The organism is Cupriavidus basilensis, from assembly GCF_008801925.2.
GTDB classification, from domain to species: Bacteria; Pseudomonadota; Gammaproteobacteria; order Burkholderiales; family Burkholderiaceae; genus Cupriavidus; species Cupriavidus basilensis.
Genome location: NZ_CP062804.1, coordinates 1,204,602 through 1,228,527 on the forward strand (window position 1 = coordinate 1,204,602; position 23,926 = coordinate 1,228,527).

Here is a 23,926-nt window from a genome sequence, read left to right on the forward strand (position 1 = left end):
CCCGCTCGGCAGCAAAGGAAGTCATCAACAAACTCAGGGCAGGGATATGGCAGGCAACACGGGCGGTGGGCGAAGCAGGAATCCGGTTTCCGCAGAGGCTTCGCACCGCCTGTGCTGCCTGGCGGCGGCGATGCTTGCCGCCGCGCCCGGCGCGGCGTTGGCCGAAGAAACGCTGCCGGACGTGGTGGTGAGCGTCAGCCGCGCCGAGCAAAAGCGTTTTGACGCGCCGGCCGCGATCGACAGCGTTCCCGTCGATTCGCTGAGCACGCCCAGCCCCTTGGTCAACCTGTCCGAGCTGCTGCCGCTCGTGCCCGGCGTGACCGCGCGCGAGCGGCAGAATTACGCGCAAGACTTGCAGCTGGCGGTGCGCGGCTTTGGCAGCCGCTCCACGTTCGGTGTGCGCGGCGTGCGGCTGTTTGTGGACGGCATTCCCGCCACCATGCCGGACGGGCAGGGCCAGGCCTCCACCGCCGATCTCACCAACGCCAGCCGCATCGAGGTGTTGCGCGGCCCATTTGCCCAGCTCTACGGCAATGCGTCGGGCGGTGTCGTGCAGATCTTCACGCCCGATCCGCCCAAGGCGCCGATGGCGCGCGCCACCAGCGGATTCGGCTCCGACGGGCAATGGATGGCCGGCGTGACGGTGGGCGGCGGCAACGACAAGATTGGCGGCGTGCTGGATGCATGGACATTCGAGACCGACGGCTACCGTGATCACAGTGCGGCCCGGCGCCGCCAGCTCAACGCCAAGGTGGTGGCAGAGCCAGTCACCGGCACCCGCGTCACGCTGTTGTTCAACGCCTTCGACCAGCCCCAGGCGCAGGACCCGCTCGGCCTCACGCGTGCCCAGGCCGACGCCAACCCGCGCCAGGCCGTGCCGCTGGCCACGCAGTTCAATACCGGCAAGACCGTGCGGCAGAACCAGGGCGGCGTGCTGGTCGAGCAACGGCTAAGCCAGCAGGACAACCTTGAATTCCGCCTCTATGGCGGCACCCGCGAGCTCACCCAGTACCTGGGCTTCAGCGGCATCGCGCCCTCGTCGGCGGGTGGCATCGTGGATATCGACAGATCCTACGGCGGCGGTGCGATGTCATGGCACCACAACACCACGGTAGCCGGATTGCCTTTGCTATGGAGCGCCGGCTTGGACGCCGACGGCATGCGCGATGCGCGCACCGGCTATGTGAACCAGAACGGCACGCAGGGCGCGCTGCGCCGCGACGAAACCGACAAGGCCGGCAGCCTGGGCGCCTTCGCCCAGTTCGACTGGACCTGGAATCCCTCCTGGCGGCTGGTCGGCGGCGTGCGCGCCAGCCAGGTCAAGCTGCGCATCGACGATCACTACATCACCGCCGCCAGCCCCGACGACAGCGGCACCGCCACCTACAACAACGTCAGCCCGGTGCTCGGCGTGGTCTGGCAGGCGGTGGAGTCGCTCAATGTCTACGCCAACCTTGGCCGCGGCTTCGAAACCCCGACGCTGACCGAAGTCGCCTACGGCCCCGGCGGCATCGGCACCAACCTCGGGCTGCAGCCCTCCACCAGCCGCCAGGGCGAGATCGGCGTCAAATGGCAAGGCAAAGGGCAACGGCTGGAAGCCGCGGTGTTCGACGCCGGCAGCCACAACGAGATCGTGCCGCTGTCCAACGACAACGGTCGCTCCGTCTACCAGAACGTCAACGGCGTGCACCGGCGCGGTCTGGAGCTGGGATGGCGCGGCACCTACGGCCCCGGCGAGCGCTACGGCACCGGCCTGGCCTACACCTGGCTCGACGCCTACTTTGGCGATGCTTTTCGCAATGCGCAGGGCGCAACGGTAGCCTCTGGCAACCGCCTGCCCGGCACCGCTCGCCACAGCCTGTTCGCCGAGGCCACCTACAAGCCCGTGGCCGACCTCACGCTGGGTGTGGAGATGCGCGTGGAAGGGCGCGTGTTCGCCGACGACCTCAACACGCAATATGCGCCGGGCTACGCCACCTTCAACCTGCGCGCCGGCTACAACTTCCGCGTGGGACGCATGCGCTGGTATGCCTATGGCCGTATCGACAATATTGCCGACCGGCACTACATCGGGTCGGTGATCGTGAACGAGAGCAATGGCCGGTATTTCGAGCCGGCGCCGGGGCGGCGGTTTTTTGTGGGGCTGCGGGCGGAGATCTGAAGGCGGGCGGCATGCATGCCATGCTGTCCGGATGTCGTCGGCACCGGGCCCGTGGTCGCTGGTCTACACTATCCCGACAGCCGCCACAGCGCCGCACTACGCCCACATTCCATGCAAGACACCACTCCGCTCGCCACCGACGACCGCACCCGCAGGATCATGCTGTGGGTGGTCGCCATCGGTTTCTTCATGCAGACGCTGGATTCCACGATCGTCAACACGGCATTGCCTTCGATGGCCAGGAGCCTGGGGGAGAGCCCGCTGCGGATGCAGTCGGTGATCATTGCCTACTCGCTGACCATGGCGGTGATCATTCCGGCGTCGGGCTGGCTGGCGGACCGTTTTGGTACCCGCACCATCTTCCAGACGGCCATCGTGCTGTTTGTCGCTGGCTCGCTGGCTTGCGCCTATTCCAATAGCCTGACCTGGCTGGTGGTCTCGCGGGTGGTGCAGGGAGTGGGTGGCGCGATGTTGCTGCCCGTGGGGCGGCTGGCGGTGCTGCGCACGTTCCCGCGGGACCAGTACCTGCAGGCGCTCAGCTTTGTGGCGATTCCGGGCATGGTGGGACCGCTGATCGGGCCGACGCTGGGGGGCTGGCTGACCCAGACGTTTTCGTGGCACTGGATCTTCCTGATCAATGTGCCGGTAGGGCTGCTGGGAGGTCTGGCCACCATGCGCTACATGCCCAACGCGCGCCTGCACGGGGTGGCGCCGTTCGACCTGAGCGGCTACCTGTTGCTGGCGATCTCGATGCTGACGATTTCGTTTTCGCTGGATGGCCTGGCGGAGCTTGGCTTCGAGCATGCCACCGTGCTGATGCTGCTGATTGCCAGCATGGCTTCACTCACTGCCTATGTCCTGCATGCCTCGCGGCGGCGGCGCCCGCTGTTTGCATTGCGGCTGTTTCGCATCCATACCTTCAGCGTGGGGCTGCTGGGCAACCTGTTTGCGCGCATCGGTAACGGCGCCATGCCGTTCCTGATCCCGCTGACGCTGCAGGTCAGCCTGGGTTACTCGCCGTTCCAGGCGGGCATGATGATGCTGCCGATCACGGCGGCGGGCATGGCGTCCAAGCGGCTTGCCACGCGCCTGATCGAGCGTCATGGCTATCGCAAGGTGCTGGTCACCAATACCTTCCTCGTGGGGCTGGCGATGGCGTCGTTCGCGCTGATCTCGCCCACCCAGCCGCTGGCGCTGGTACTGGTGCAGCTGGCGCTGTTCGGGATGGTCAATTCGATCCAGTTCACCGCCATGAACACGGTCACGCTGAAGGACCTCGGCACGGCCGGGGCTAGCGGCGGCAACAGCCTGCTGTCGATGGTGCAGATGCTGTCGATGAGCCTGGCGGTGACGTCGGCCGGCGCGTTGCTGGCGACCTTCCAGGGCACCTTTGGCCGCCACGGCGCCACCAGCGCGCTGCCGGCGTTCCATGCCACGTTTATCTGCGTGGGGCTGATTACCTCGGCCTCTGCGTGGATCTTCCTGCAATTGTCCCCGGATGTGGCCCGTCCGGCCGGCAAGGGCGTCGAGGACGCCACGGAGATGTAGCCGCCGGCTATGCCCTGGTTTTGCCAGCCAGCCCGTGCGAGCGCGCCGCGGCGCGCTCGCGCAGGTCTTGCACAAAGGCCTCAGCGGCGGCGCCGAGCTCGCGCCCGCCCTGGCGCAACAGCCCGACCGGTTCCTCGCTGCCTTGGCCGGAGATGGGCAGCAGCACCAGCTCGCCGCTTTCCAGCGCCTGGCGCATGGCGCAGCGCGGCGCCAGCCAGATGGCGTCGGATTTCAGGGCGACCAGCTGGCCCAGGTAAGCGTCCGAGGTTTCCAGCACCCCCGGCGGCAGCATGAAGCCGTGCCGGGCCAGCAGGCTCTCGGCGCTGTGCCGTGGCGCCGAGCCTTGCGCGGGGACCACCAGCTGGCAAGCCATGATCTCCGCCAGGGAAGGGGGCGCGTTAGCCAGCGCGTGGCCCTTGCGCACGGCGAGCAGCAGCGGCTCCGCGTCCAGCATTTCAAACCAGAGTCCCTCCATCACCGTCGGATTGTCCATGCGGCCGATGGCGATATCGAGCACGTCGGCCTTCAGCCAGTCGATCAGCGTGCGGTTCATGCCCGTCTGCACCGCCAGACCCACGTCCGGATGCGTGCGGCGAAAGGCCAGCACGGCTTCCTGCAGCAGGTCGGGCACGACGCTGGGCAGGGCGCCGACACGGATATGCGCAAGGCCGTCGGCGTCCGCGCCGGTCACGCTGACCGCGGCTTCGTCCAGGTCCTCCAGCACGCGCAGGGCGTGGCGCAGGAATCGCTGGCCCAGCTCGGTCAGCTCGGTGCCCGCCCGGCCGCGGGCCAGCAAACGTGCATCAAGCAGCGCTTCCAGCTCGGTCAGGGTCTTGGAGACGGCGGGTTGGCTGAGGCCCAGCTGCTCCCCGGCCTGGCCCAGGTGCTGGGTTTGTGCCACGGCCACGAAGCAATGCAGGTGGCGCAGGCGGACACGGTTGCGGAAGGTCGGTTGCATATCTAAAAGTTATGCAAATAGTCAAAAAACTCAATATACATGCACCGTGACTGCAAATAAAGTAATGAAAATTCCACCCCACGGAGACACATAGCATGGCCGACTCGCCTATCAAGCTGCCGCCAGGGCTGGCGCAATATCGCCGCCACTACTGGGACACCCAGCCGGAATACCGCTTTGACCCCTACGGTTCCACGGCGCTGCGCTCGCCCAACGAGCCGCTGGTGGCGCTGAACCAGACCCTGTCCGAGGTCACCGGCCCGCTGTTCGGCGCCGAGTTCGTGCGCAACGGCGACAGCGACCTCACCGCCGGCCACGCCGGCGAACCCATCGGTGAGCGCATCCTGGTCAGCGGCCGCGTGCTCGATGAAAACGGCCGTCCGGTGCCGAACGCGCTGATCGAGGTCTGGCAGGCCAATGCCGCCGGCCGCTACGTGCACAAGCGGGACCAGCACGACGCGCCACTCGATCCCAATTTCACCGGCGAAGGCCGCGTGGTGACCGACGCGCAGGGCCGTTACCAGTTCAAGACCATCAAGCCTGGCGCCTATCCCTGGCGCAACCACCACAACGCCTGGCGGCCGCAGCATATCCATTTCTCGCTGTTCGGCAACGCCTATGCCACGCGGCTGGTGACGCAGATGTATTTCCCGGGCGACCCGCTGCTCGCCTTCGATCCCATCTTCAATTGCGTGCCCGACGCCAAGGCGCGTGATCGCCTGGTGTCCACCTTCGACTGGGAAACCACGGTCCCCGAGTACGCGCTCGGCTACCGTTTCGATATCGTGCTGCGTGGCCGCGATGCCACGCCGATGGAGTAAGCCATGTTGTACGCCACCGCATCCCAGACCGTTGGACCCTACCTGCATATCGGCCTGTCCGGCCTTGACCGCGCCGACCTGACCGCCGAGGCGAGTGAGCTGACGGGCGAGCGCATCGTGATCGAAGGCCGCGTGATCGACGGCAAGGGCGATCCCGTGCCCGATGGCATGGTCGAAATCTGGCAAGCCAACCCGGCTGGCCGCTACCGCCACCCCGACGATGCGCGCGACGGCGCCGAGACGGCGCTGGTGCCCGGCTTCACCGGTTTTGGCCGGCTGCCGACCGGGCCCGACGGCAGCTTCCGCTTCGTCACCGTCAAGCCAGGCCCCGTGCCCGGCCCCGACGGCCGGCCGCAGGCACCGCATATCGTCGTCTCGCTGTTCATGCGCGGCCTGCTCAAGCACTTGTCCACGCGCCTATACTTCCCGGACGAAGCGCAGGCCAACGCAAGCGACTGGGCGTTGTCGCAGGTGCCCGCCGCGCGCCGCCACACGCTGGTGGCGCAGCAGGCAGGCGCAGGCAGGCTGCAATGGCAGGTAGTGCTGCAAGGCCAGGACGAGACGGTCTTCTTCGACATCTGATCCCGCGCAGCCATTGCCAGCGCGCCCGCGCTGAACCAAGCCCCGGCGCCGGACCCATCGTGGCCCGGCGCTGGGGTTTTTCCATGACGATGCGAACCTGTTTCGATGCCGACTTCATCCCGACTGACCGACCCGATGTTCGGTAGCGCCGCCACGCTGGCCGCTTTCTCCGATACGGCAACCGTGCAGCGCATGCTCGATTTTGAAGCCGCGCTGGCGCACGCCGAAGCCAGCTGCGGGGTCATCCCCGCCCACGCCGCCGAGGCGATCGCTGCCACCTGCCGCGCCGGCGAGATCGACTTCGACGCGCTGGCCGCTGCCGCCGTGGCAGGCGGCAACCTTGCCATTCCTCTGGTCAAGCAACTCACCGCCCGCGTGGCCGCGCGCGACGCGCAAGCCGCGCGCTACGTGCACTGGGGCGCCACCAGCCAGGACGCGATCGACACCGGCATGGTGCTGCAATTGCGTGAAGCCTTGCAGGCGGTCGACGCCGATCTCAAGGCCCTTGGCCATGCCTGCGCGGCGCTCGCCGCGCAGCACCGCGACACGCCGATGGTGGCGCGCACCTGGCTGCAGCACGCGCTGCCCACCACCTTTGGCCTCAAGGCCGCCGGCTGGCTCGATGCCCTGCGCCGCGACCTGCGCCGCCTGGACGCCGCGCGCACGCAGGCCGCCACGCTGCAGTTCGGCGGCGCCGCCGGCACGCTGGCCAGCCTGGGCGCCGCGGCGCCGGCAGTGGCAACGGCACTTGGCCGTGCGCTCTCACTGGCGGTGGCGCCTACGCCCTGGCATGCCTACCGGGACCGCATGGTCGAGGTGGCCACCACGCTCGGCATGCTCACCGGCACGCTGGGCAAGATCGCCCGCGACGTGTCGCTGATGATGCAAACGGAAGTCGCCGAGGTCGCGGAGCCCACCGGCCCCGGGCGCGGCGGCTCCAGCACCATGCCGCACAAGCGCAACCCGGTCGGCTGCGCCGCCGTGCTCACCGTTGCCGTGCGCGTGCCGCCGCTGGTGGCGACCATGCTGGCCGGCATGGTGCAGGAACATGAGCGCGCGCTGGGCGGCTGGCAGGCGGAATGGGACACCTTGCCGCAAATCGTCACGCTGGCGGCAGGGGCATTGCGGCAGATGCTGGAAGTGGTGGGAGGATTGCAGGTGGATGCCGCGCGCATGCGCGCCAACCTGGGTGTGACACACGGGCTGATCCTGGCGGAAGCCGCCATGCTGGAGCTCGGCGGCAAGATTGGCCGGCTGCCTGCGCATCACCTGGTGGAAGGCGCCTGCCGGCGGGCCGTGGCCGAAGGCACGACATTGCGCGAAGCCCTGGGCGCGACCCTGGCCGAGGACCCAGCGCATGCGGGGTTGATGGATGCGGCGGCGCTGGACCGGGTTTGCGATCCGGCGAATTACGCCGGGCAGGCGGCCGGATTCGTCGATGCGGTCCTGGCGACCTGGCGGCAGGAAGCTGGCCAGCATTGAGCGCCCCGGGAACCCGGCCACAAGCGCTTGAAGAACACACGTAACTGAACCTCGAACCCGATTCTCTGGAGACCACCTTGCCTTTCATCACCCACGCCGGCAACCGCCTCTTCTACACACTGGAAGGCCCGGCATCCGCGCCCGTCCTCATCTTCTCCAACTCGCTGGGCACTGACCACACCATGTGGGCGCCGCAGGCCGAAGCGCTGGGCCAGCACTTCCGCATCCTGCGCTACGACACCCGCGGCCATGGCCAGTCCGCATTGCCCCCGGGCCCGAGCAGCGTGGCGGAACTGGGCAGCGACGTCATCGCCCTGATGGATGCCTTGCAGATCCAGAAGGCCGCCTTCTGCGGCTTGTCGATGGGCGGCCTCACCGGCATGTGGCTGGGCGTGAACGCACCGCAGCGCTTTACCCGCATCGTGCTGGCCAACACCGCGCCCAAGATCGGCACGCCCGAGGCGTGGAACACGCGCATCGAAGGCGTGCTGCGCGACGGCATGGCGCCGCTGGTGGATGGCTCGTTGCAGCGCTGGTTCACGCCTGCCTTCGTCAGCGCCGCCGGCAATCAACTGGACGACCTGCGCCAGGTGCTGACCGGCCTCGATGCCCGGGGCTATGCCGCCAACTGCGCCGCGGTGCGCGACGCCGACCTGCGCGAAGCGGTCAGGACGATTCCCGTGCCGGTGCTGGTGATTGCCGGCAGCGCGGACCCGTCCACGACCGCGGCGGAAGGGCGCGCCCTGGCCGACGCCATTCCGGGCGCGCGCTATCTCGAGCTGGAAGCGGCCCACTTGTCCAACCGCGAACAGCCCGCGCGCTTCACCGAGGCATTGCTGGACTTCCTGGGCGGCGATGCGCAACAACCCGCCAGCCGCCCCGCCAACGATGGCGAGCGCTACCAGGCCGGCCTGGCCGTGCGCCGCGCGGTGCTGGGCAGCGCCCACGTGGATCGCTCGCTGGCCAAGCTCAACCCGCTGACCGAAGAGTTCCAGAACCTGATCACGCGCTATGCATGGGGCGAGATCTGGACGCGCGAAGGCTTGCCGCGCCATTCGCGTAGCTTGATCACCATCGCCATGATGGTGGCGCTTAACCGCAGCGAAGAGCTCAAGCTGCATCTGCGCGCCGCGGCGAACAACAAGGTTAGCCGCGACGAGGTCAAGGAGGTGCTCTTGCAGACCGCTATTTATTGTGGCGTGCCGGCGGCTAATTCGGCTTTTCATATGGCGGAGGAGGTGTTTGCAGAGGAGGATTTGAAGGGGGTGAAGGGGTTGTAAGCGGCGGTGGCATCTTGTACCCAAGGTGCCATACGATATTGCTCTGCTGGGTTGGTCGCTGTTTCTTTGAACGGCGTTGGTTTTTGCACCCAAGAGCCATACGACATCCCCCTGCGGGGGCTGCCGGTCACTCTTCTTTGCGTCGGTGTATAGACCGGGGACATAGGTGACGGGTGTGCGAGGACATGGTTGACACATTTTAAGCGGCATTCGGGTCGTTTAGGTCGATGCTTCCGAAGCGATGATGTGCGAAGTAAAGGGCGTATTTGCCGCTGTGTCTGGCGTCAGGCCGCAGCGCCACGTGCAGCTTGGCTAGGGCATTCGAAACCTTGAAGCGACGTCCCTGGAAACAGAGCTCGCCGTGCCATTTGACCTGCACTACGGTGTCGTCAGGGCCGTATTCGATGGGCGGCAACTGCTCCGGATATGGCCTCGGGCTGGGCCGATACCGCGTGACGGGCGTCGCCAGGCCAAGGGCTTCGTGAGGTCGCTGCTGGTTGTAGACATCGCGCCAGCGATCGAATGCGCGCTGCGCATAACGGCAGGAAGCAAAGTCGTTGCCGGTGAGCACCTCGGCCTTAAAGGTGCGGTGGAACCGCTCATCCTTGCCATTGGTTTGTGGGTGCGCGGGGCGGCTATGGCTCAGGCGTACGCCCAGGCGAATCAACCAGATCGCCAGGGCCGTGAGCTGGCCGGGTTGGGAAGGGCTGCCCCAGGGCGCACCGTTGTCGGCGTTGATGCGCAGCGGCAGCCCATAACGACGGAAAGCCTCGCGCAGATGGCGCTGCACCACTGCAGTCTGGGTTCTGGTGCAGGCCGTGAGCAGGATATTGAAGCGGGAATGGTCGTCCAGCACTGTCAGCGGGTAACACGGCACGCCGTCTCGGGTGGCAAACCAGCCTTTGTAGTCCATTTGCCAGAGATGGTTGGGCTCGGGATGCTCGAAACGCTGCCATGCCACCGATTTGGCGGAGGCCTCCGGGGTAATTAGCCCGTGGCGATGCAGGATCGAGGTGACAGTGCTGGGAGCCGGCGCCTCGGTATGCCCCAGGTCCTGCAAGCGGCGGCTGATCTTGCGCCCGCCCCAGGCAGGATGCTGCTGGCGAAGCGCGATCACGGCCTGTTCAAGGTCGGCGTGGGTCTGTTCCGGGCTGCGACTGGGCCGCCGAGAGCGGTCGACCAGACCGGCCTCGCCTTGCTCGGCATAGCGCGCGAGCCATTTGTAGGCGGTCTGGGGACTGATGCTGAAACGCCGGCATAACTCGCGGCGATTGCTGCCCTCTTGCTGGGCCAGAAGGATGAATTCTTGACGAAGGCTCATGGTGTCGCGCGTGCTCCAAGGCATGGTCGGATTCCGGGCAGATTCATTGCCCGAAAGTGTCAACCATGTCCTCGCACACCCGTCACCTATGTCCCCGGTCTATACAGGGTGTCAAATGCCACTTGCCAAAGGCCGCAGTACTGTAGCCCTGTTGACGCAACAGTTCGGCGATGGTTGCGGAGTCCTTTTGCAGAACCCCACGATAACCCGGATAACTGCTTGGCGAGTTCAGCACTGCGCCGACACCGGCTGCGTGGGGATTGCGGCCTGTGAGTAGCGAGGCGCGTGTCGGCGAACACACTGCAGTGGTATGAAATCGGTTATAGCTCAAGCCCTCACGGGCCAGGCCATCCATCGCCGGCGTCTTGACCGGTCCGCCAAAGGTGGAGGCCGCACCGAAACCTACGTCGTCAAGCAAGACCACTACCACATTTGGCGCACCGGCCGGCGCGTGCAGTAACGGCACGACTGGCGGGGTATCGCCAGGCTGCTCCTCGTTGCTGGCAGCCCAGCCAAAACCGGTCGCGGCACAACTTAGGGCCAGGCACAACGCCGTGGCCAAACGCTTGCGTAGTCTGTTCATGATGGTTTCCCGCGTCTCCTGTTTTTTTCGTTCTCGTCGATGCCTATTGCGTTTTCGCGTGGGCGTGTGCCAAAATTTCTGAGCGTTCGATTGAATCAAATGTTCGAATGGAATTTAGCAAGCGCCGTGGACCGTCGTCAAGACAAAATTTCACCGGCTACGGTCGTCGATTGCACGCTGCTCGGCGCCTTTGACTCATCAGTCTTTGTTGCCAGTTTCATGCGATCACTCAAACCATCTTGACAGGAGACCCCCAATGAAATCGTTACTCGCGTCACCCGATACAGCCGTGATCGTCACCGGTGGAGCGTCCGGGCTTGGGCTTGCATCGGCCCGCGCATTAGCCGCCGTAGGCCGCGACGTCGCGCTGTGGGACATTCAGGCAGAAAAGGCGCAAAACCGAGCATCGGAGATTGCCAAGGAATTTGGCGTTGCGGCGCTTGGTGTTGGCGTCGACCTGTGCGATCCCAGCGCGCTGCGGGCTGCGCTGAACGCAACCCGCGCGGCATTGCCCCGGATCGGTGGCTTGCTCCACGCGGCGGGCACGGTCGATACCGGGTCGCTCGAAGGTATCACTCCGGAAAAATGGGATGCTGGCATCCATGTTCACCTCCGCGCATTTGCACTGCTGGTGCAGGCGTTATTGCCGGATCTGCGGGCCAATCCGGGGTCTGCGGTGGTCGGCATCGCGTCAATCAATGCCACCTTGGGCAATCACATCAACCCCATCTACAGCGCGGCGAAAGGCGGCATGTTGTCACTGATCCGGTCGTTGGCGGACGGCCTTGGGCGCGATAACATCCGCATCAACGCGATTTCCCCGGGCCAGATCTTGACGCCAATGCTCCAACCCGCCGTGGACAGTTTGCCGGCAGGAACCTTCGAGCGCCGCATTCTCCTCAGCCGACTGGGACAGCCGGAGGAGATCGGCCGCGTTGCGCGCTTCCTGTTGTCGGACGAGGCGAGCTACATCACCGCGGCGGAGATCGTGGTGGATGGTGGCAACATCTCATCGCAGCGTATGTGAGTCGGCAGTAGTGCTGAACGTATAATCGGGCGCCACATTCATTGAGTGGTGCCCTGCCGCGCTGTTTCGCCGGGGGTATTGGCGTCATTGGCCAATCGCCCCCAGCGGGGCAGGCGGCATCCCGTACTACTTGTAATCGATGACATCTCCTACTGTAAAAGGCGAGGCCCGGGAACGCATTCTGCTGGCGGCCGAAGAGCTGATGGCCAGGTATGGCGTGGACGGCGTGTCGGCCCGCAGCATCAACGCAGCGGCTGGCGTTAGCGCCGGTATTCTCCACTATCACTTCGGCGGACTGGATAAGGTGGTGGACGCGCTGCTGGAACGCCATATGATGCCGTTGATGGCACAACGCCGCGAAATGTACGCTTCACTTCAGGCACAGCCGCAGGTCACGCTCCGCGGCGTTGTGGAAATACTTGTTATCCCGCTTGCCAGGAAGATCATTGAAGAGGGCAGTGCGGGTGCACGCTATGTTCAGTTTCTGGCGCGTCTCCATACGGACCGCAACCCGAAGATCGCCGAGATATTCGAGCAGTCGTTTGGGGGGAACGCCGCCGCCTTGGTTGCCATGCTCCAGCACATCCTGCCCGAAATCCCTATGGAAGTGCTCAGGTCGCGCCTGATTGTCTGTTCCCATGCGATGCTCCATAGTCTCGCCGAAATATCCGCTCGTCCCCAAGCGCCGATATCTCCAGGCAAGCCGCCGCGGGATCAGCTCCTGTGGAACCACGTGGAGATTCTGATCGAGTTTCTTTGTGGCGGGCTTGCGGCGCCAACCAGCTTGCACAGTTAAGGCGGCACACCGGCTTCTGTCCGACATGGCAGGCAACGGTGGCGGCGATCGAGTACGGTAGTACCGTACGCGCGTGTGCCGCCACCAGGGGTGAGCGCTTCAGGCTAGTCAGCCTGATCGCAGGCCACGTGTTTGAGGGCCAGGATTGACGGCTGCGGCGGGCTGGCCAGTCGCAGCCTGCTGCATTTGGCCGGCGCTGTTCTACGGCACAGCGTCCGGCCGGTTACGGGAGCCGTTACCAGATTGTCTTGACGTGCGGGTAGGCGCGGATCTTCTCGTCCTTCGTCACCAGCGGCACGGAGAACTTGCGCGCGGTGGCCACGATCATGCGGTCGGCGGGATCCTTGTGGAATACGCCCGGAAGTTCTACCGATTTGATGGCGATCTCGGTATCCACAGGTACTACGCGTACGGCTTCAATTTGCCCCACGGTGGCGAACCAGCTGGTCGCATCCATTGATAGAACAAGGCGCTCGCGTGCCACCAGTGCTGCGATTTCCCATGCGGAAATCGATGAGACGAGTATCTGGCCGCCGTCCAGTTCCTTCTCGATGCTCGCCTTGGCCTTCCTGCTCAGCAGCGGATCGCGACTCACCCACCAGACTAGCGTGTGCGTGTCCAGGACGATCACTGCGCCGCCTCCCAATCATCGGCGTCCACCGGCTCGGTCGGTGCGTTGTAGCGCACCACGGAATCGCGCAGGATTGCCAACGGGCTACGCGAAGTACTCCGATATGGCCGGACCTCGAGAACCGGCTTGCCGTGGTTGGTCACCACCAGCGGTTCGCCCGAGTCCTCAACCTGGCGGAAGTACTCCAGCGCATGTGCCTTGAAGTCCGATTTCGAGACTTGCTTCTCCATCTCTGCTCCTGGTCATATGTCTATAGTCATATATTCTAAGCCAAGATGACCGGCAGACTTGAGCCTTCTTTTGACGGCGGGTGATGAAACAGGCATCTGCCCTGGCCACGGTAGGTGACGAGGGCAAGTGCGGGTGCCGCCGCGTCCCGTCAAGCCAGCAACCCACGCTCCCGCGCCAGCGTCATGGCGGTGTCCTCGATCATGTCTTCCTGCCCGCCCACCAGGCGCTGACGTCCCAGCTCGACCAGGATCTCGCGCGCCGGAATGCCGTACTTGGCCTGGGCGCGCTTGGCGAACAGCAGGAAGGATGAGTACACGCCGGCGTAGCCCAGCGTGAGCGCATCGCGGTCGATGCGGATCGGCTGGTCCATGATGGGCACCACCAGGTCTTCGGCCACGTCGGCGATGCGGAACACGTCCACGCCGGTCTCGATGCCCATGCGCTCGCAGACCGCCACGAAGACTTCCATCGGCGTATTGCCGGCGCCCGCGCCCAGCCCGGCGGCTGCCGCGTCGATGCGGGTGGCGCCACAGGCCACGGCTGCCAGCGAGTTGGCGATCCCCATGGCGAGGTTGTGGTGGCCGTGGAAGCCCAGTTCGGTGTCCGGCTTGAGCGCCTGGCGCACGGCTGTCAGCTTGGCGGTGACGTCGTGCGGCAGCATATGCCCCGCCGAATCGGTGATGTAGAGGCAGTTGGCGCCATAGGACTCCATCAGCAGTGCCTGTTCCACCAGCGTTGCCACCGGCGCCATGTGCGCCATCATGAGGAAACCCACGGTGTCCATGCCGAGCTTGCGCGCCATGCCGATATGCTGCTCGGAGACATCGGCTTCGGTGCAGTGGGTGGCTACGCGGATCGTGTGCACGCCCAGTTCATGGGCCATGCGCAGGTGCTCGATGGTGCCGATGCCTGGCAGCAGCAGGGCGGAGACCTTGGCTTGCTTCAGTTCGCCCAGCACGGCTTGCAGGTACTCCTCGTCGCTATGCGCGGGAAAGCCGTAGTTGACCGAGGCGCCGCCCAGGCCGTCGCCGTGGGTCACTTCGATGAGCGGCACGCCGGCGTCGTCCAGCCCGCGAGCGATCGTCTTCATCTGGTCGAGCGAGATCTGGTGGCGCTTGGGGTGCATGCCGTCGCGCAGGGTCATGTCATGCACGGTAATGCGTTGGTTCATATCGGGCTCCTTATGCGGTAGTGGCCACGGCGGGCAGCGCGCCGCGCAGCATGGCGGCGCCGATACGCTCGGCGGTGCGCGCGGCGGCGGCGGTCATGATGTCGAGATTGCCGGCGTACTTGGGCAGGTAGTCGCCCAGGCCCTCGACTTCCATGAAGATGGAGACGCGCTTGCCGTCGAAGACAGGGCCGTTCTTGAGCGTGTAGCCGGGCACGTATTGCCGCACCTCGGCAATCATGTCGTGGACCGACGCCGTGATGGCTTCCACGTCCGGCTCGTCCTCGGTCAGGCAGTGGATGGTGTCGCGCATGATGAGCGGAGGCTCGGCCGGGTTGATGACGATGATGGCCTTGCCCTGCCGCGCGCCGCCCACCTGTTCGATGGCGCCTGCGGTGGTGCGGGTGAACTCGTCGATGTTCCGGCGCGTGCCGGGCCCGACCGAGCGCGAGGAAACGGTGGCGACGATCTCGCCATAGGCCACCGCCTGCACGCGCGACACCGCGTACACCATGGGAATGGTGGCCTGGCCGCCGCAGGTGACCATATTGACGTTCATCGCATTGCTGCCGAGGTGTTCGTCCAGGTTGACCGGGGGCACGCAGAAGGGGCCGATGGCCGCCGGGGTCAGGTCGATCACGCGCACGCCGCGCGCGGTGAGCTGGTCGGAGTGCTGGCGGTGCACGTAGGCCGACGTCGCATCGAAAGCGATGCGGATGTCGTCGGCGGCCAGGTGCGGCAGCAGTCCATCGAGGCCCTGGTCGGTCGTCTTCAGGCCCAGTTCGCGGGCCCGGGCCAGGCCATCCGAATTCGGGTCGACGCCAACCATCCAGACGGGTTCCAGGACGGTGCTGCGGCGCAGCTTGTAAAGCAGATCAGTGCCAATATTGCCGGGGCCGATCAGGGCGCACTTGATTTTTGCCATGGGGCTTCTTGCCTGGTTTGGGGTTGTGGGGGAGTTCAGACGAATTCGGTGCTGCACGTGCCGATCCCGTCGATGCGTAGTCGCAGGCGGTCTCCCGCAACGACAGGAATCAACGCCGCAAGGGAGCCGGACAGAATGGTCTCGCCGGCGAGCAGTGCAATGCCGAGTTCGCCGAGCGTGTTGGCCAGCCAGGCCACCGCTTCGGCGGGATGGCCGAGCGCGGCGCTGCCCTGGCCTGTTGCGACAACGGCGCCGTTCTTTTCAAGCGCCATGGTGCAGGCGGCAAGGTCGAGGCCGGCCGGGCTCACGCGCTCCTTGCCAAGCACGTAGACGCCACAAGAGGCGTTGTCGGCCACCGTGTCCTGGATACGGATGCGCCAGTCGGTGATGCGTGAATCTACGATCTCGAAGCAGGCCGAGACCGCCTCGGTGGCGGCCAGCACATCTGCACGGGTCACACCGGGGCCGCGCAGGTCTCGTTTGAGGAAGAAGGCAATCTCGCCTTCGGCGCGCGGCTGGATCAGTGTGCTTGCGGGAATGGCCTTGCCGTCCGGATATTCCATGCTGGCCAGCAGCATGCCGAAGTCGGGCTGGTGCACGTCCAGCATCTGCTGCACGGGCAAACTGGTAACGCCGATTTTCTTGCCGGTGACGCGGTCGCCTTGGGCCAGCCGCCGTGCAACGAAATGCTGCTGGATGTGATAGGCGTCGCGCACCGTGAGCGGGTGGCCACGTCCGCTCAAGGGGATGACCGGCACGCGGGCTGTCAGGGCTCGATGAAGTTCATCGCCGCATTCGGCGATCAGTTCGGGATCCATGGTCAGGCTCGATGTTAGGGGGGCAATGCGATGAAATTCGCCCCCTGGCCATGGCGGGAAGGGGGCGAATGAAGGCGTGCACTCAGTGACCGGCGCCTCGCGCCGCGTCGGGCGAAAAGTAGGTCTCGTTGAACTCGGGGCTGTTGTTGAGCACCGGCATCGGCCCCTCGTTGGTCAGGCGGTCGGCGAGATACGCACCCGAAATCAAGTCATGATATGTCGTTGTGGTCGGGTAGAGGTTTCGTGCGTCATAGGCATAGACGGTTGCCGCCAGGTTGGTTCGCCACAGCTGGCCGCGCGCATCATAATTGTCTGCAGCGAGGGCGGTCCAGCTGTCCTCGTCCAGGTAAAGCACCCGCTTGGCGTACTGATGCCGGAAGCCCTCCTTGAGGGTGGCTTCCAGGACCCATACGCGATGCATTTCATAGCGCATATAGTCCGGGTTGAGGTGGCCTTTGCCCAGGATGTCCTGGTACTTGGCCGGGCTCATCAGCTTGTAGTTGTTGTACGGCACGTAGATTTCCCGCTTGCCGACAATCTTCCAGTTGTAGCGTTCACCCGAGCCGTTAAACAGGCGGTCGTCGTCGAGGGTGCGGATTCCGCCTGCGCCGGAGGGCTGGTCGAAGCCAAATTCCGGGGCCTGCCGTACGCGCCGCGTACCGGGGTTGTACTGCCACGCGCGGCGGGTATCGGAGCCTTCCTTGTCATAGAATTCGTGTCCGACAGACAGCATGCCTCGGTCGCGCAGGGGAAGGTCGGTCGCCGTACGGAAAAAGCCCCTGGTGTCGCTCTTGAGGTCGAAGTTGGCGCCATTTCGCGGCGAGAGGATCGAATAACGGACACGGCCCCAGGCGATGTTGCCGTCGCCGTATACGGCTGCCTGGTCGTAGGTGGCGGATTCGGTATTCATCGACGGGGAGTAGCGCAGGTTCCACATCAGTTCGAGGCCGCTCTTCGGGATCGGGAAGGGGACGATAGGGGGGGCGTCCTTCAGTCCGTTACCGTCGGCCGTCATGCGGGTGCCGGGCGCGTAGGTGCGGATGTTCTTGTAGATCGTATCGTCGTAGCGGAAGTCGCGATGGGTCGGATATACCGGCATCCTGAAGGTATCCGGATACTTCTTGAACAGAGCCTTTTCGCCGTCGGTCAGGTGATCGGCGTACTTTGCCATGTTCTGCGCGGTGATCACCACGACCGGCTTCTCGCTGGCGTAAGGATCAGGGTAGCGCTCTCCCCGCTTCCACTGCACTCCGGGCGGTGCGCCCAGCCATTTCCCGCCCCAGGCGGGGATCTGCCCGTCCTTGCTGGCGGCGCGCTCGGCGCCCATCGGGGTCAGGTTTGCATCGAGTTGCTTGAGTTCGTCCGGCGTTACCGCGGCGTACGAGGCTGCCGCCAGCAGCACGCTGCTGGCCAGCAGTGTGCTACGGATCAAAAGATTTCTATGCTGTCGCATCACGGTCTCACTCCTTTAGAGAAATCTGGCGCTTGCGCGTGGCATCGCTGCCAGGTCAAAACGAATACTTCGCATTGAAGGCCGCATAGCTGCGGTCGGCCAACGGTCGATTCACAATATTCGCCGTACCCAGGAACATCGCGTATGTCAGGTTCAGTTCGAGGTTGTTCAGATATTTGAAGGTCACGCCGACGCTCGCGCGGCGGTCACCATACCCGGTCAGCGAACCGAAGGCGCCGGCCACGGCCGCCTTTCCGCTGAATTCATGCGCATACGTCAGCGGCACCGTCATGTCCCAGCCGTTAAAGATATTGAGATAGGCGAGCGACCAGCCAAGCTGCAGGGCCGCCGAGTTCCTGGTGTTGGTGAGCGTGCTGAAGCCATTGACCGGCGTGACGCCAAGCACATGCAGGTAGGCGATTTCGCCCACCAGGCTCTGGGAGCTGGCGAGGAATGTCGGTCCGATGGCGTAAATGGCCGACATCTGGCCCTGGACTGCCTGGCCGCGCGTTGCGGTGGCAGCGCCGTTGACATTCACCAGGATTGGCACGCCGTCTTTGTAGCTGACTTCACCCGCCACGTTGGCGCCGAGAAATTGCGTCGAGAAGCTTGCGCCGGTCAGATTGATGCCGCTGAAAAACTTCTGCTGATACTGCAGCGTCGGGAACAGGGTTGTCACGACATTCGGATTCTTGTCGTGGTAGCGCAATTGGTACAAACCAAACTCGGCGTCGAACGCGCGAAAGCGAGTACCTATGCCCCATTGGCCGGAGTCTGGAGGGTTGATATCCGAACCGCGCGGGATCTGTCTGCCAACCGGGCCGATGATGAATTGGGCACCCGGTCCAACCACGTCAGTGGTGCTGAAGTACGCGCCAGCGGGGTTGAGTTGGTTGGACTTGTAGGTGAACTGGTAGTAGCCAAGCAGGCTGAAGTTCGGATTCACCTCCCACTGTAATGAAGCTTGCGGCACCGGCAGCAGGATGTCCTTGACCTCGGCCCCCGGTACAAACGACTTGGTGGCGTCTGCCGGCCCCTGCGCGCCAGCGATGTTGGGGAAGAACAGGCTCTCGCCCCATGCCACGACTTGGTTGCCCAGCTTGACATTCAAACGAGTGGTGTCGATGTTGAAGGCGCCATAGGCGTAGGCATCCAGCAACTGAGCCCGCTGGCCGTTGTAGTAGCGCGCGGAATCCGTAAATTCGTTGAAAGGGCCGGTGTGGTTGACGGTGGCGGGTGCATTGTTGGAATTGGAGGTGCGATAGGCCTGGTCGTAGAACACACTGCCGCGAAAGAACGCACCGAAATCGCCGCGCTGGAGATTGGCCTCGCCAAGCACGGTGGCGCGGTTGGCAATCATGTCGCCGCGCTTGAAGTTGCGGTCGCCGTCGTCGCCGTTGATGTTGGACGGCGACAGCAGCGCGCCGCTCTGCCCGCCAGTGCGGACCGCTGCGCCGTAGGTGGCGGTAAAAGAGTAGTTCAGCGACGTATCGTTGCCGAGATCGATGGTGTTGCCGGCCCAGGCCGACGGCGTGATCGCCGCGGCGATGGCCGAAACGATGGCGGCTGGCCGTAGCCTGCGTGTGCGATGCGGTGAACTGGTTCTTGAAGTCTGCACTTGTCTCCTCCTATGGTTTTGGTGATGCGCGGTGATGCATTGACTGGCATGTCCCGTGGCTTCTTCTTTGATGGGAAGCGTAATGAGCGAGGGAGGGCGCGGAATCGTCAGAACGGACTAGACGGTTTCCCCTATGACCGTGCGTTCCTGCGCGTGCACGCGCGGCTAGTCCGAACGGAGGATGAGGCGCGGCGGCATGCGCGATAGCGTCGGGCATCGCCCCGCGCGGTGAGATCGCGGCGCGGGAATCACGGAGGAGGAATGCGATGCACAGTGAAAAGGAATCCATCGTTGCGGTGGTCACGGGCGGCTCGCGTGGCGCGGGCAAGGGCATCGCGCTGGCACTGGCGCAAGCCGGCGCGACGGTGTACGTCACCGGGCGCACCGAGCGCAACGGTGAAGCGCCGTTGCCTGGCACCATCCATGAGACCGCGCGCGAGATCGATGCGCGCGGCGGCAAGGGCATCGCGGTGGCCTGTGATCATCGCGACGATGCGCAGGTGCGCAGGCTGTTCGAGCAGGTGGGCGACGAATCGGGACGGCTGGACATCCTGGTAAACAACGCTACCTTCCTGCACGACGAACTGATCGAGCCGGGCGGCTTCTGGGAAAAGCCGCTGGCGCTGGTGGACATCCTCGACGTGGGTCTGCGCTCGGCCTATGTGGCGAGCTGGCATGCGGCGCCCTTGATGGTGGCTGGCGGGCGCGGCTTGATGGCGTTCACGTCGTCCTTCGGCGCGAGCTGCTATATGCATGGCCCGGCCTACGGCGCGCAGAAGGCCGGTGTGGACAAGTTCGCCAAGGACATGGCGGTCGACCTGCGCCCGTACGGCGTGGCCGCGGTATCGGTCTGGATGGGCCCGCTGCGCACCGAGCGCACCATGCGGGTCTGGGAGCGCGAGCCCGGCAAATACGCTGCCTTTGCGCCGAGCGCGGAAAGCCCCGAGTTCACCGGCAGGGTCATACTCGCCTTGCATGGCGATGACGCCCTCATGGAGAAATCCGGCCAGGTGCTGATCAGCGCCGAGATGGCGCAGGCGTACGGCATTCGTGATATCGACGGCAAGGCGCCCGTTTCCTACCGCTCGGTGCTGGGCGGGCCGGTGCAGGCACATCCGGCCAAGGTCGAGTAGGCGCGCGCGGGGCGAGTCAGCCGCCTTGATGGAGTGCCGCGTCGAGGAAGGCCGGACGCTCGCCGCCGCCGTCGATGACCAGGTTGGCGCCCGAGACGTACGCAGCATGCGGCGAGGCCAGGAACAGGCAGGCGTCGGCGATGTCGCGCGGGGCGGCAAGGCGGCCGAGCGGCACGGTATCGGCTACCCGCTGGAGCGTGGCCGCATCGCCGTAGTGTTGCTGCTGCGCGGTTTCGGTCAGCACCAGGCCCGGGCTCACGGCCGTGACCCGCACGCGCGGGGCCCATTCCACCGCTAGCGAGCGGACCGCATTCAGGATGCCCGCCTTGGCCGCGCCGTAGGCGGCGGTGCCGGGGGAGGGCCGCAGCGCGCTGACGCTGCCGATGAAGATCTGCGTGCCGCCACTGGCCTGGGTTTGCATGCGTGCGTTGGCGCGCTGCGCCAGCTGCAGCGGCGCCACCAGGTTCAGCCGGATGATTGAATCCATCAGGCGCGGCGAGGCGTCCGCGGCGAGCGCGAAGGGCGCACCGCCGGCATTGTGGATCACGATATCGAGCGAGCCGGCGCTGTCGACGATCCGGCTCAGCAGGGACTCCACCTGCTCGGCGTCGCGAATATCGGCTGTGATGAACTCCGCCTGACGGGACCGCCCCTCGGCAGTCTCGGGTGGCGTGCGCCCGCAGGTGAACACGCGGGCACCTGCTGCCAGGAAGCCCTCGGCGATGCCACGGCCAATGCCGCGCGCGCCACCTGTGACCAATACCGTCTTTCCGCTGAAGTCGATTCCCGTCATCTCTGTTTTCCCTTGATCTCGTTGCCTTGCTGGTCAGTGCGATCTTAGGGAAATCCACGGTCCGCTTCGTAGTCTGAAAGGACGATGCCTGCCCCGTTGCGCATGCGCATGATGGGCCGGGTTCGTCATGACAACAGGGGAGACACCGACATGTCCAGTACGTCGCCTGCGGTATTACCAGCCGGCCAAACCATCACCACGCCGGACGGCCTGCGCCTGCACTACCTCGATGCCGGCGCCGGCGAACCCGTGGTGTTCATCCACGGCAGCGGCCCGGGCGCCAGCGGTCACAGCAACTTCAAGCACAACGCACCGGCTTTTGCCGCGGCGGGTTTTCGTACCGTGGTGGTCGACCTGCCGGGATACGGCCAGTCATCGAAGCCGGCGGATGTGGAGTACACGCTGGACTTCTTCGTCGCCGCGCTGCGCGCGCAGTTGCTGGCACTGGAGCTGCCACGCTGCGTGCTGGTGGGCAACTCGCTGGGCGGCGCCATTGCGCTGAAATACGCGCTGGACTACCCGGAGCATGTCAGCCGCCTGGTGATGATGGCGCCCGGCGGCGTCGAGGACCGCGAGACCTATTTCCGCATGGAAGGCATCGAGAAGATGGTGTCGCTGTTTACCGGCGGGAAGATGAACCATGACACCATGCGCGAGCTGCTGAAGTTGCTGGTGCACGACGCCACGCTGGTCACCGATGCGCTGGTGGACGAGCGCATGGCTGTCTGCAAGGCGCAGCCGCGCGAGGTGCTGGCCACCATGAAGGTGCCCAACCTGACCGAACGCCTGGGCGAGATCGCGTGCCCGGTGCTCGGTTTCTGGGGCACGGAAGACCGCTTCAACCCGGCCGGCGGTGCCCTCAAGTTCCTGCAGGGGTGCCGCGATGCGCGCTTCGTGCTGATCAATCGCTGCGGCCACTGGGTGATGGTCGAGCACAGTGATTACTTCAACCGGGAATGCCTGGCCTTCCTCGCGGATACGGCCGAGGCCGCCGTTTAGCCTGGCCGGCCCGCGTGGCGGCAGCGCAAGGTAAAAGACGCAGGAGACAACGTGGAAGATCCGTTCAACCTGTTCAGCCTGTTCCAGCGAGGAATGGAATGACCATCGACATGACCATGGCCGCGAACAAGAGCGCCGACATGAAGGCCACCTTGCTCGATTACGTGGCCGCTTTCAATGCCGCGGACGCCGAGCGCGTGGCGGCGCTGTTTGCCGATGACGCGACCGTCGAGGACCCCGTTGGCGGCCCGGTGATAGCCGGGCGGGAGAGCATCCTCGCCTTCTATCGTCACGCGACGTCGCTCGGCGCGCGCCTGGAAGTGGTGGCGGCGCCCCGGGGTTCGCACGGCAACGCCGCAGCCTTGTGTTTCGCCGTGTATGCGCGGATGCAGGGCCAGCCGGTTCGCATCGACGTGACCGATGTGATGACCTTCGGTGCCGACGGGCGCATTACCGGCATGCGCGCCTTCTGGGGGCCGGATGACGTGCATCCGCAGTAAGGCACGTGCCACGCAGCCATGGTGAAACGTCGCGCGTGTGATGCGGCGGTCACGCGAGAGCGCATCCTGGCCAGCGCTGAGTTGCTGTTCGAGCGCCAGGGCGTGCAATGCGTCACGCTGGAGCAGGTAGCCGGTGCCATCTCCATGACACGTGGCGCGGTCTATGGACACTTCCGTAGCCGCGCCGACCTGCTGGCCGCCGTCATGGCGCGGGCGGAGGCGCATCTGGCCGCTTGGCTTGCCGCCTTCGCCGGCAACGGCGGGGGCCTGGCCCGCCCGGATCTGGAGCGCGTGCTTGCGACGATGCTGCAGGACGAGGCGGTGCCGCGCTATGCAGGCATCGTCCTCGGCTTGCTGCACCACGCTTGCACGCCTGCGTGCGAGCTATGCCACCTGAGCGTGCGCATCCGTGCCCGTGCCGAGGTGCTGTGCGACGAGCTTGGCAGGCTGCTGGGCGAGCAAGACAAGGCCGTGCTGCTGGCGGCGCATCTCTGGGGCCTGCTGTGCGCGCGTTCGCTGCGACTGGCGCCGGTAGATCTGGCGGGGTGCGTTGGGCCGCTGCTGCGACTCTATGGGGACTAGCTCGCGGTCGCCTTGGCGCTTCGCCGGCCTCCCGGCGCGTGCACGGACATACGGGATCGCCCCTAGTCTGCTTGGACGAGGACGTTATTCGCTCCATTGCCTACCTTCGAAGCATGAGACCGTGCCGACGCAGCGATGCAGGAGCATGGCAGAGGGGAAAAAGATAGAAGCCGGGAGGAGACTGTCATGAAAGCTGGAAATCGCATCGCATGTTTGTTGGGCGCCGGCGCAGTGCTGGCGGTAGGTTTCGCCGCTGGCCTGATCACGGCGTCGCCACCAGCCTGGGAGGACAGCGCGAACGAACGCGCATCGGCCGCCACGGCGGATATCCGGGTGGCGGCCGATGCCGCGCCGACTGACTGCGACGATGCCTGCTGGCAGCGCCGGGGCGCCGAGGCCGTGATGCTGCTGAGCAATCGCCCACCGCAGTAGCCACCCGGTCCTGCCAGGAAGATGGGGCGCGAATCCGGCGCCTGGCGGGAGCTTTTCCGGGTGCCTGCATGAGCCAGTCATGCC

The 23,926-nt window shown here is 65.4% G+C and carries 24 protein-coding genes; 13 read left to right on the forward strand and 11 right to left on the reverse strand.

Going from position 1 to position 23,926, the window contains the following annotated elements; genetic code table 11:
* The first annotated feature begins 46 nt into the window (after nt 1–46).
* Together F7R26_RS26200 and mdtD are read left to right on the forward strand one after the other, a co-directional pair.
* Nucleotides 47–2,161, forward strand: coding sequence for a TonB-dependent receptor family protein (locus F7R26_RS26200; protein WP_416351365.1), 2,115 nt, complete (start codon nt 47–49; stop codon nt 2,159–2,161).
* Between the two features lie 111 nt (nt 2,162–2,272).
* Nucleotides 2,273–3,709: a multidrug transporter subunit MdtD gene (mdtD, locus tag F7R26_RS26205; protein WP_150991322.1), complete on the forward strand. Its 1,437-nt coding sequence runs from the start codon at nt 2,273–2,275 to the stop codon at nt 3,707–3,709.
* Nucleotides 3,710–3,716: 7 nt separating this feature from the next.
* On the opposite strand, the gene F7R26_RS26210 is transcribed toward mdtD, so the two are convergent.
* Complete coding sequence (locus F7R26_RS26210) at nt 3,717–4,667, reverse strand: LysR substrate-binding domain-containing protein (protein WP_150991325.1); 951 nt, start codon at nt 4,665–4,667, stop codon at nt 3,717–3,719.
* Between the two features lie 95 nt (nt 4,668–4,762).
* On the opposite strand from F7R26_RS26210, the gene pcaH reads away from it, so the two are divergent.
* From pcaH to pcaDC, 4 genes are all read left to right on the forward strand, one after another.
* Nucleotides 4,763–5,488 carry a protocatechuate 3,4-dioxygenase subunit beta gene (gene pcaH, locus F7R26_RS26215; protein ID WP_241754730.1) on the forward strand — a complete coding sequence of 242 codons (726 nt, stop codon included), beginning with the start codon at nt 4,763–4,765 and terminating at the stop codon, nt 5,486–5,488.
* A 3-nt stretch (nt 5,489–5,491) separates the two neighbouring features.
* Complete coding sequence (gene pcaG / locus F7R26_RS26220) at nt 5,492–6,070, forward strand: protocatechuate 3,4-dioxygenase subunit alpha (protein ID WP_150991328.1); 579 nt, start codon at nt 5,492–5,494, stop codon at nt 6,068–6,070.
* A 135-nt stretch (nt 6,071–6,205) separates the two neighbouring features.
* Nucleotides 6,206–7,552: a 3-carboxy-cis,cis-muconate cycloisomerase gene (locus F7R26_RS26225; RefSeq protein WP_241754777.1), complete on the forward strand. Its 1,347-nt coding sequence runs from the start codon at nt 6,206–6,208 to the stop codon at nt 7,550–7,552.
* A 77-nt stretch (nt 7,553–7,629) separates the two neighbouring features.
* Nucleotides 7,630–8,832: a bifunctional 3-oxoadipate enol-lactonase/4-carboxymuconolactone decarboxylase PcaDC gene (gene pcaDC / locus F7R26_RS26230; RefSeq protein WP_150993637.1), complete on the forward strand. Its 1,203-nt coding sequence runs from the start codon at nt 7,630–7,632 to the stop codon at nt 8,830–8,832.
* A gap of 199 nt (nt 8,833–9,031) precedes the next feature.
* On the opposite strand, the gene F7R26_RS26235 is transcribed toward pcaDC, so the two are convergent.
* A complete protein-coding gene (locus tag F7R26_RS26235) occupies nt 9,032–10,177 on the reverse strand; it encodes an IS481 family transposase (RefSeq protein WP_193692081.1) in 1,146 nt (381 codons plus the stop codon).
* 58 nt (nt 10,178–10,235) lie between these two features.
* Complete coding sequence (locus tag F7R26_RS26240) at nt 10,236–10,736, reverse strand: sulfatase-like hydrolase/transferase (RefSeq protein ID WP_150992290.1); 501 nt, start codon at nt 10,734–10,736, stop codon at nt 10,236–10,238.
* Between the two features lie 256 nt (nt 10,737–10,992).
* Between F7R26_RS26240 and F7R26_RS26245 the strand changes: the two genes are divergently transcribed.
* Entirely contained in the window at nt 10,993–11,763 is a 771-nt protein-coding gene (locus F7R26_RS26245; protein ID WP_150992288.1) for an SDR family NAD(P)-dependent oxidoreductase, read from the forward strand.
* A gap of 139 nt (nt 11,764–11,902) precedes the next feature.
* A complete protein-coding gene (locus F7R26_RS26250; protein ID WP_150992286.1) occupies nt 11,903–12,559 on the forward strand; it encodes a TetR/AcrR family transcriptional regulator in 657 nt (218 codons plus the stop codon).
* Between the two features lie 235 nt (nt 12,560–12,794).
* On the opposite strand, the gene F7R26_RS26255 is transcribed toward F7R26_RS26250, so the two are convergent.
* The 7 genes from F7R26_RS26255 to F7R26_RS26285 form a co-directional block, all read right to left on the reverse strand.
* A complete protein-coding gene (locus F7R26_RS26255; RefSeq protein WP_150992284.1) occupies nt 12,795–13,190 on the reverse strand; it encodes a type II toxin-antitoxin system VapC family toxin in 396 nt (131 codons plus the stop codon).
* Entirely contained in the window at nt 13,187–13,420 is a 234-nt protein-coding gene (locus tag F7R26_RS26260) for a type II toxin-antitoxin system Phd/YefM family antitoxin (protein ID WP_150992282.1), read from the reverse strand. The genes F7R26_RS26255 and F7R26_RS26260 overlap by 4 nt, the downstream gene beginning before the upstream one ends.
* A gap of 149 nt (nt 13,421–13,569) precedes the next feature.
* Entirely contained in the window at nt 13,570–14,592 is a 1,023-nt protein-coding gene (dmpG, locus tag F7R26_RS26265; RefSeq protein WP_150992281.1) for a 4-hydroxy-2-oxovalerate aldolase, read from the reverse strand.
* Between the two features lie 10 nt (nt 14,593–14,602).
* Nucleotides 14,603–15,514, reverse strand: a complete 912-nt coding sequence (locus F7R26_RS26270) for an acetaldehyde dehydrogenase (acetylating) (RefSeq protein ID WP_150992279.1) — start codon at nt 15,512–15,514, stop codon at nt 14,603–14,605.
* A gap of 35 nt (nt 15,515–15,549) precedes the next feature.
* Entirely contained in the window at nt 15,550–16,332 is a 783-nt protein-coding gene (dmpE, locus tag F7R26_RS26275) for a 2-oxopent-4-enoate hydratase (protein WP_150992276.1), read from the reverse strand.
* An 82-nt stretch (nt 16,333–16,414) separates the two neighbouring features.
* Nucleotides 16,415–17,785 (reverse strand): DUF1329 domain-containing protein, encoded by a 1,371-nt coding sequence (locus F7R26_RS26280; RefSeq protein ID WP_150992296.1) that lies wholly within the window; start codon nt 17,783–17,785, stop codon nt 16,415–16,417.
* Nucleotides 17,786–17,840: 55 nt separating this feature from the next.
* Nucleotides 17,841–19,403, reverse strand: a complete 1,563-nt coding sequence (locus F7R26_RS26285) for a DUF1302 domain-containing protein (protein WP_150992274.1) — start codon at nt 19,401–19,403, stop codon at nt 17,841–17,843.
* A gap of 266 nt (nt 19,404–19,669) precedes the next feature.
* Here F7R26_RS26285 and F7R26_RS26290 point away from each other — a divergent pair, with 266 nt between their 5' ends.
* Nucleotides 19,670–20,536, forward strand: a complete 867-nt coding sequence (locus tag F7R26_RS26290) for an SDR family NAD(P)-dependent oxidoreductase (protein WP_150992272.1) — start codon at nt 19,670–19,672, stop codon at nt 20,534–20,536.
* 16 nt (nt 20,537–20,552) lie between these two features.
* Here F7R26_RS26290 and F7R26_RS26295 read toward each other — a convergent pair whose 3' ends face one another.
* Nucleotides 20,553–21,329 carry an SDR family oxidoreductase gene (locus F7R26_RS26295; RefSeq protein WP_150992270.1) on the reverse strand — a complete coding sequence of 259 codons (777 nt, stop codon included), beginning with the start codon at nt 21,327–21,329 and terminating at the stop codon, nt 20,553–20,555.
* A gap of 150 nt (nt 21,330–21,479) precedes the next feature.
* Between F7R26_RS26295 and F7R26_RS26300 the strand changes: the two genes are divergently transcribed.
* From F7R26_RS26300 to F7R26_RS26315, 4 genes are all read left to right on the forward strand, one after another.
* Nucleotides 21,480–22,328: an alpha/beta fold hydrolase gene (locus F7R26_RS26300; RefSeq protein WP_150992268.1), complete on the forward strand. Its 849-nt coding sequence runs from the start codon at nt 21,480–21,482 to the stop codon at nt 22,326–22,328.
* A gap of 98 nt (nt 22,329–22,426) precedes the next feature.
* Entirely contained in the window at nt 22,427–22,828 is a 402-nt protein-coding gene (locus F7R26_RS26305; RefSeq protein ID WP_150992266.1) for a nuclear transport factor 2 family protein, read from the forward strand.
* Between the two features lie 18 nt (nt 22,829–22,846).
* Complete coding sequence (locus F7R26_RS26310) at nt 22,847–23,410, forward strand: TetR/AcrR family transcriptional regulator (RefSeq protein WP_150992264.1); 564 nt, start codon at nt 22,847–22,849, stop codon at nt 23,408–23,410.
* 186 nt (nt 23,411–23,596) lie between these two features.
* The gene (locus F7R26_RS26315; RefSeq protein ID WP_150992262.1) at nt 23,597–23,842 is read left to right on the forward strand and encodes a hypothetical protein; all 246 of its coding nucleotides are present in this window, start codon (nt 23,597–23,599) and stop codon (nt 23,840–23,842) included.
* Nucleotides 23,843–23,926: the final 84 nt, after the last annotated feature.

What these genes read in the sequence shown, in the direction of transcription:
- F7R26_RS26200 (WP_416351365.1), top strand. Translation starts at nt 47, where the DNA reads ATGGCAGGCAACACGGGCGGTGGGCGAAGCAGGAATCCGGTTTCCGCA.
- mdtD (WP_150991322.1), top strand. Translation starts at nt 2,273, where the DNA reads ATGCAAGACACCACTCCGCTCGCCACCGACGACCGCACCCGCAGGATC.
- F7R26_RS26210 (WP_150991325.1), bottom strand. Translation starts at nt 4,667, where the DNA reads ATGCAACCGACCTTCCGCAACCGTGTCCGCCTGCGCCACCTGCATTGC.
- pcaH (WP_241754730.1), top strand. Translation starts at nt 4,763, where the DNA reads ATGGCCGACTCGCCTATCAAGCTGCCGCCAGGGCTGGCGCAATATCGC.
- pcaG (WP_150991328.1), top strand. Translation starts at nt 5,492, where the DNA reads ATGTTGTACGCCACCGCATCCCAGACCGTTGGACCCTACCTGCATATC.
- F7R26_RS26225 (WP_241754777.1), top strand. Translation starts at nt 6,206, where the DNA reads ATGTTCGGTAGCGCCGCCACGCTGGCCGCTTTCTCCGATACGGCAACC.
- F7R26_RS26235 (WP_193692081.1), bottom strand. Translation starts at nt 10,177, where the DNA reads ATGCCTTGGAGCACGCGCGACACCATGAGCCTTCGTCAAGAATTCATC.
- F7R26_RS26240 (WP_150992290.1), bottom strand. Translation starts at nt 10,736, where the DNA reads ATGAACAGACTACGCAAGCGTTTGGCCACGGCGTTGTGCCTGGCCCTA.
- F7R26_RS26245 (WP_150992288.1), top strand. Translation starts at nt 10,993, where the DNA reads ATGAAATCGTTACTCGCGTCACCCGATACAGCCGTGATCGTCACCGGT.
- F7R26_RS26250 (WP_150992286.1), top strand. Translation starts at nt 11,903, where the DNA reads ATGACATCTCCTACTGTAAAAGGCGAGGCCCGGGAACGCATTCTGCTG.
- F7R26_RS26260 (WP_150992282.1), bottom strand. Translation starts at nt 13,420, where the DNA reads ATGGAGAAGCAAGTCTCGAAATCGGACTTCAAGGCACATGCGCTGGAG.
- dmpG (WP_150992281.1), bottom strand. Translation starts at nt 14,592, where the DNA reads ATGAACCAACGCATTACCGTGCATGACATGACCCTGCGCGACGGCATG.
- F7R26_RS26270 (WP_150992279.1), bottom strand. Translation starts at nt 15,514, where the DNA reads ATGGCAAAAATCAAGTGCGCCCTGATCGGCCCCGGCAATATTGGCACT.
- dmpE (WP_150992276.1), bottom strand. Translation starts at nt 16,332, where the DNA reads ATGGATCCCGAACTGATCGCCGAATGCGGCGATGAACTTCATCGAGCC.
- F7R26_RS26280 (WP_150992296.1), bottom strand. Translation starts at nt 17,785, where the DNA reads ATGCGACAGCATAGAAATCTTTTGATCCGTAGCACACTGCTGGCCAGC.
- F7R26_RS26290 (WP_150992272.1), top strand. Translation starts at nt 19,670, where the DNA reads ATGCACAGTGAAAAGGAATCCATCGTTGCGGTGGTCACGGGCGGCTCG.
- F7R26_RS26295 (WP_150992270.1), bottom strand. Translation starts at nt 21,329, where the DNA reads ATGACGGGAATCGACTTCAGCGGAAAGACGGTATTGGTCACAGGTGGC.
- F7R26_RS26300 (WP_150992268.1), top strand. Translation starts at nt 21,480, where the DNA reads ATGTCCAGTACGTCGCCTGCGGTATTACCAGCCGGCCAAACCATCACC.
- F7R26_RS26305 (WP_150992266.1), top strand. Translation starts at nt 22,427, where the DNA reads ATGACCATCGACATGACCATGGCCGCGAACAAGAGCGCCGACATGAAG.
- F7R26_RS26310 (WP_150992264.1), top strand. Translation starts at nt 22,847, where the DNA reads ATGGTGAAACGTCGCGCGTGTGATGCGGCGGTCACGCGAGAGCGCATC.
- F7R26_RS26315 (WP_150992262.1), top strand. Translation starts at nt 23,597, where the DNA reads ATGAAAGCTGGAAATCGCATCGCATGTTTGTTGGGCGCCGGCGCAGTG.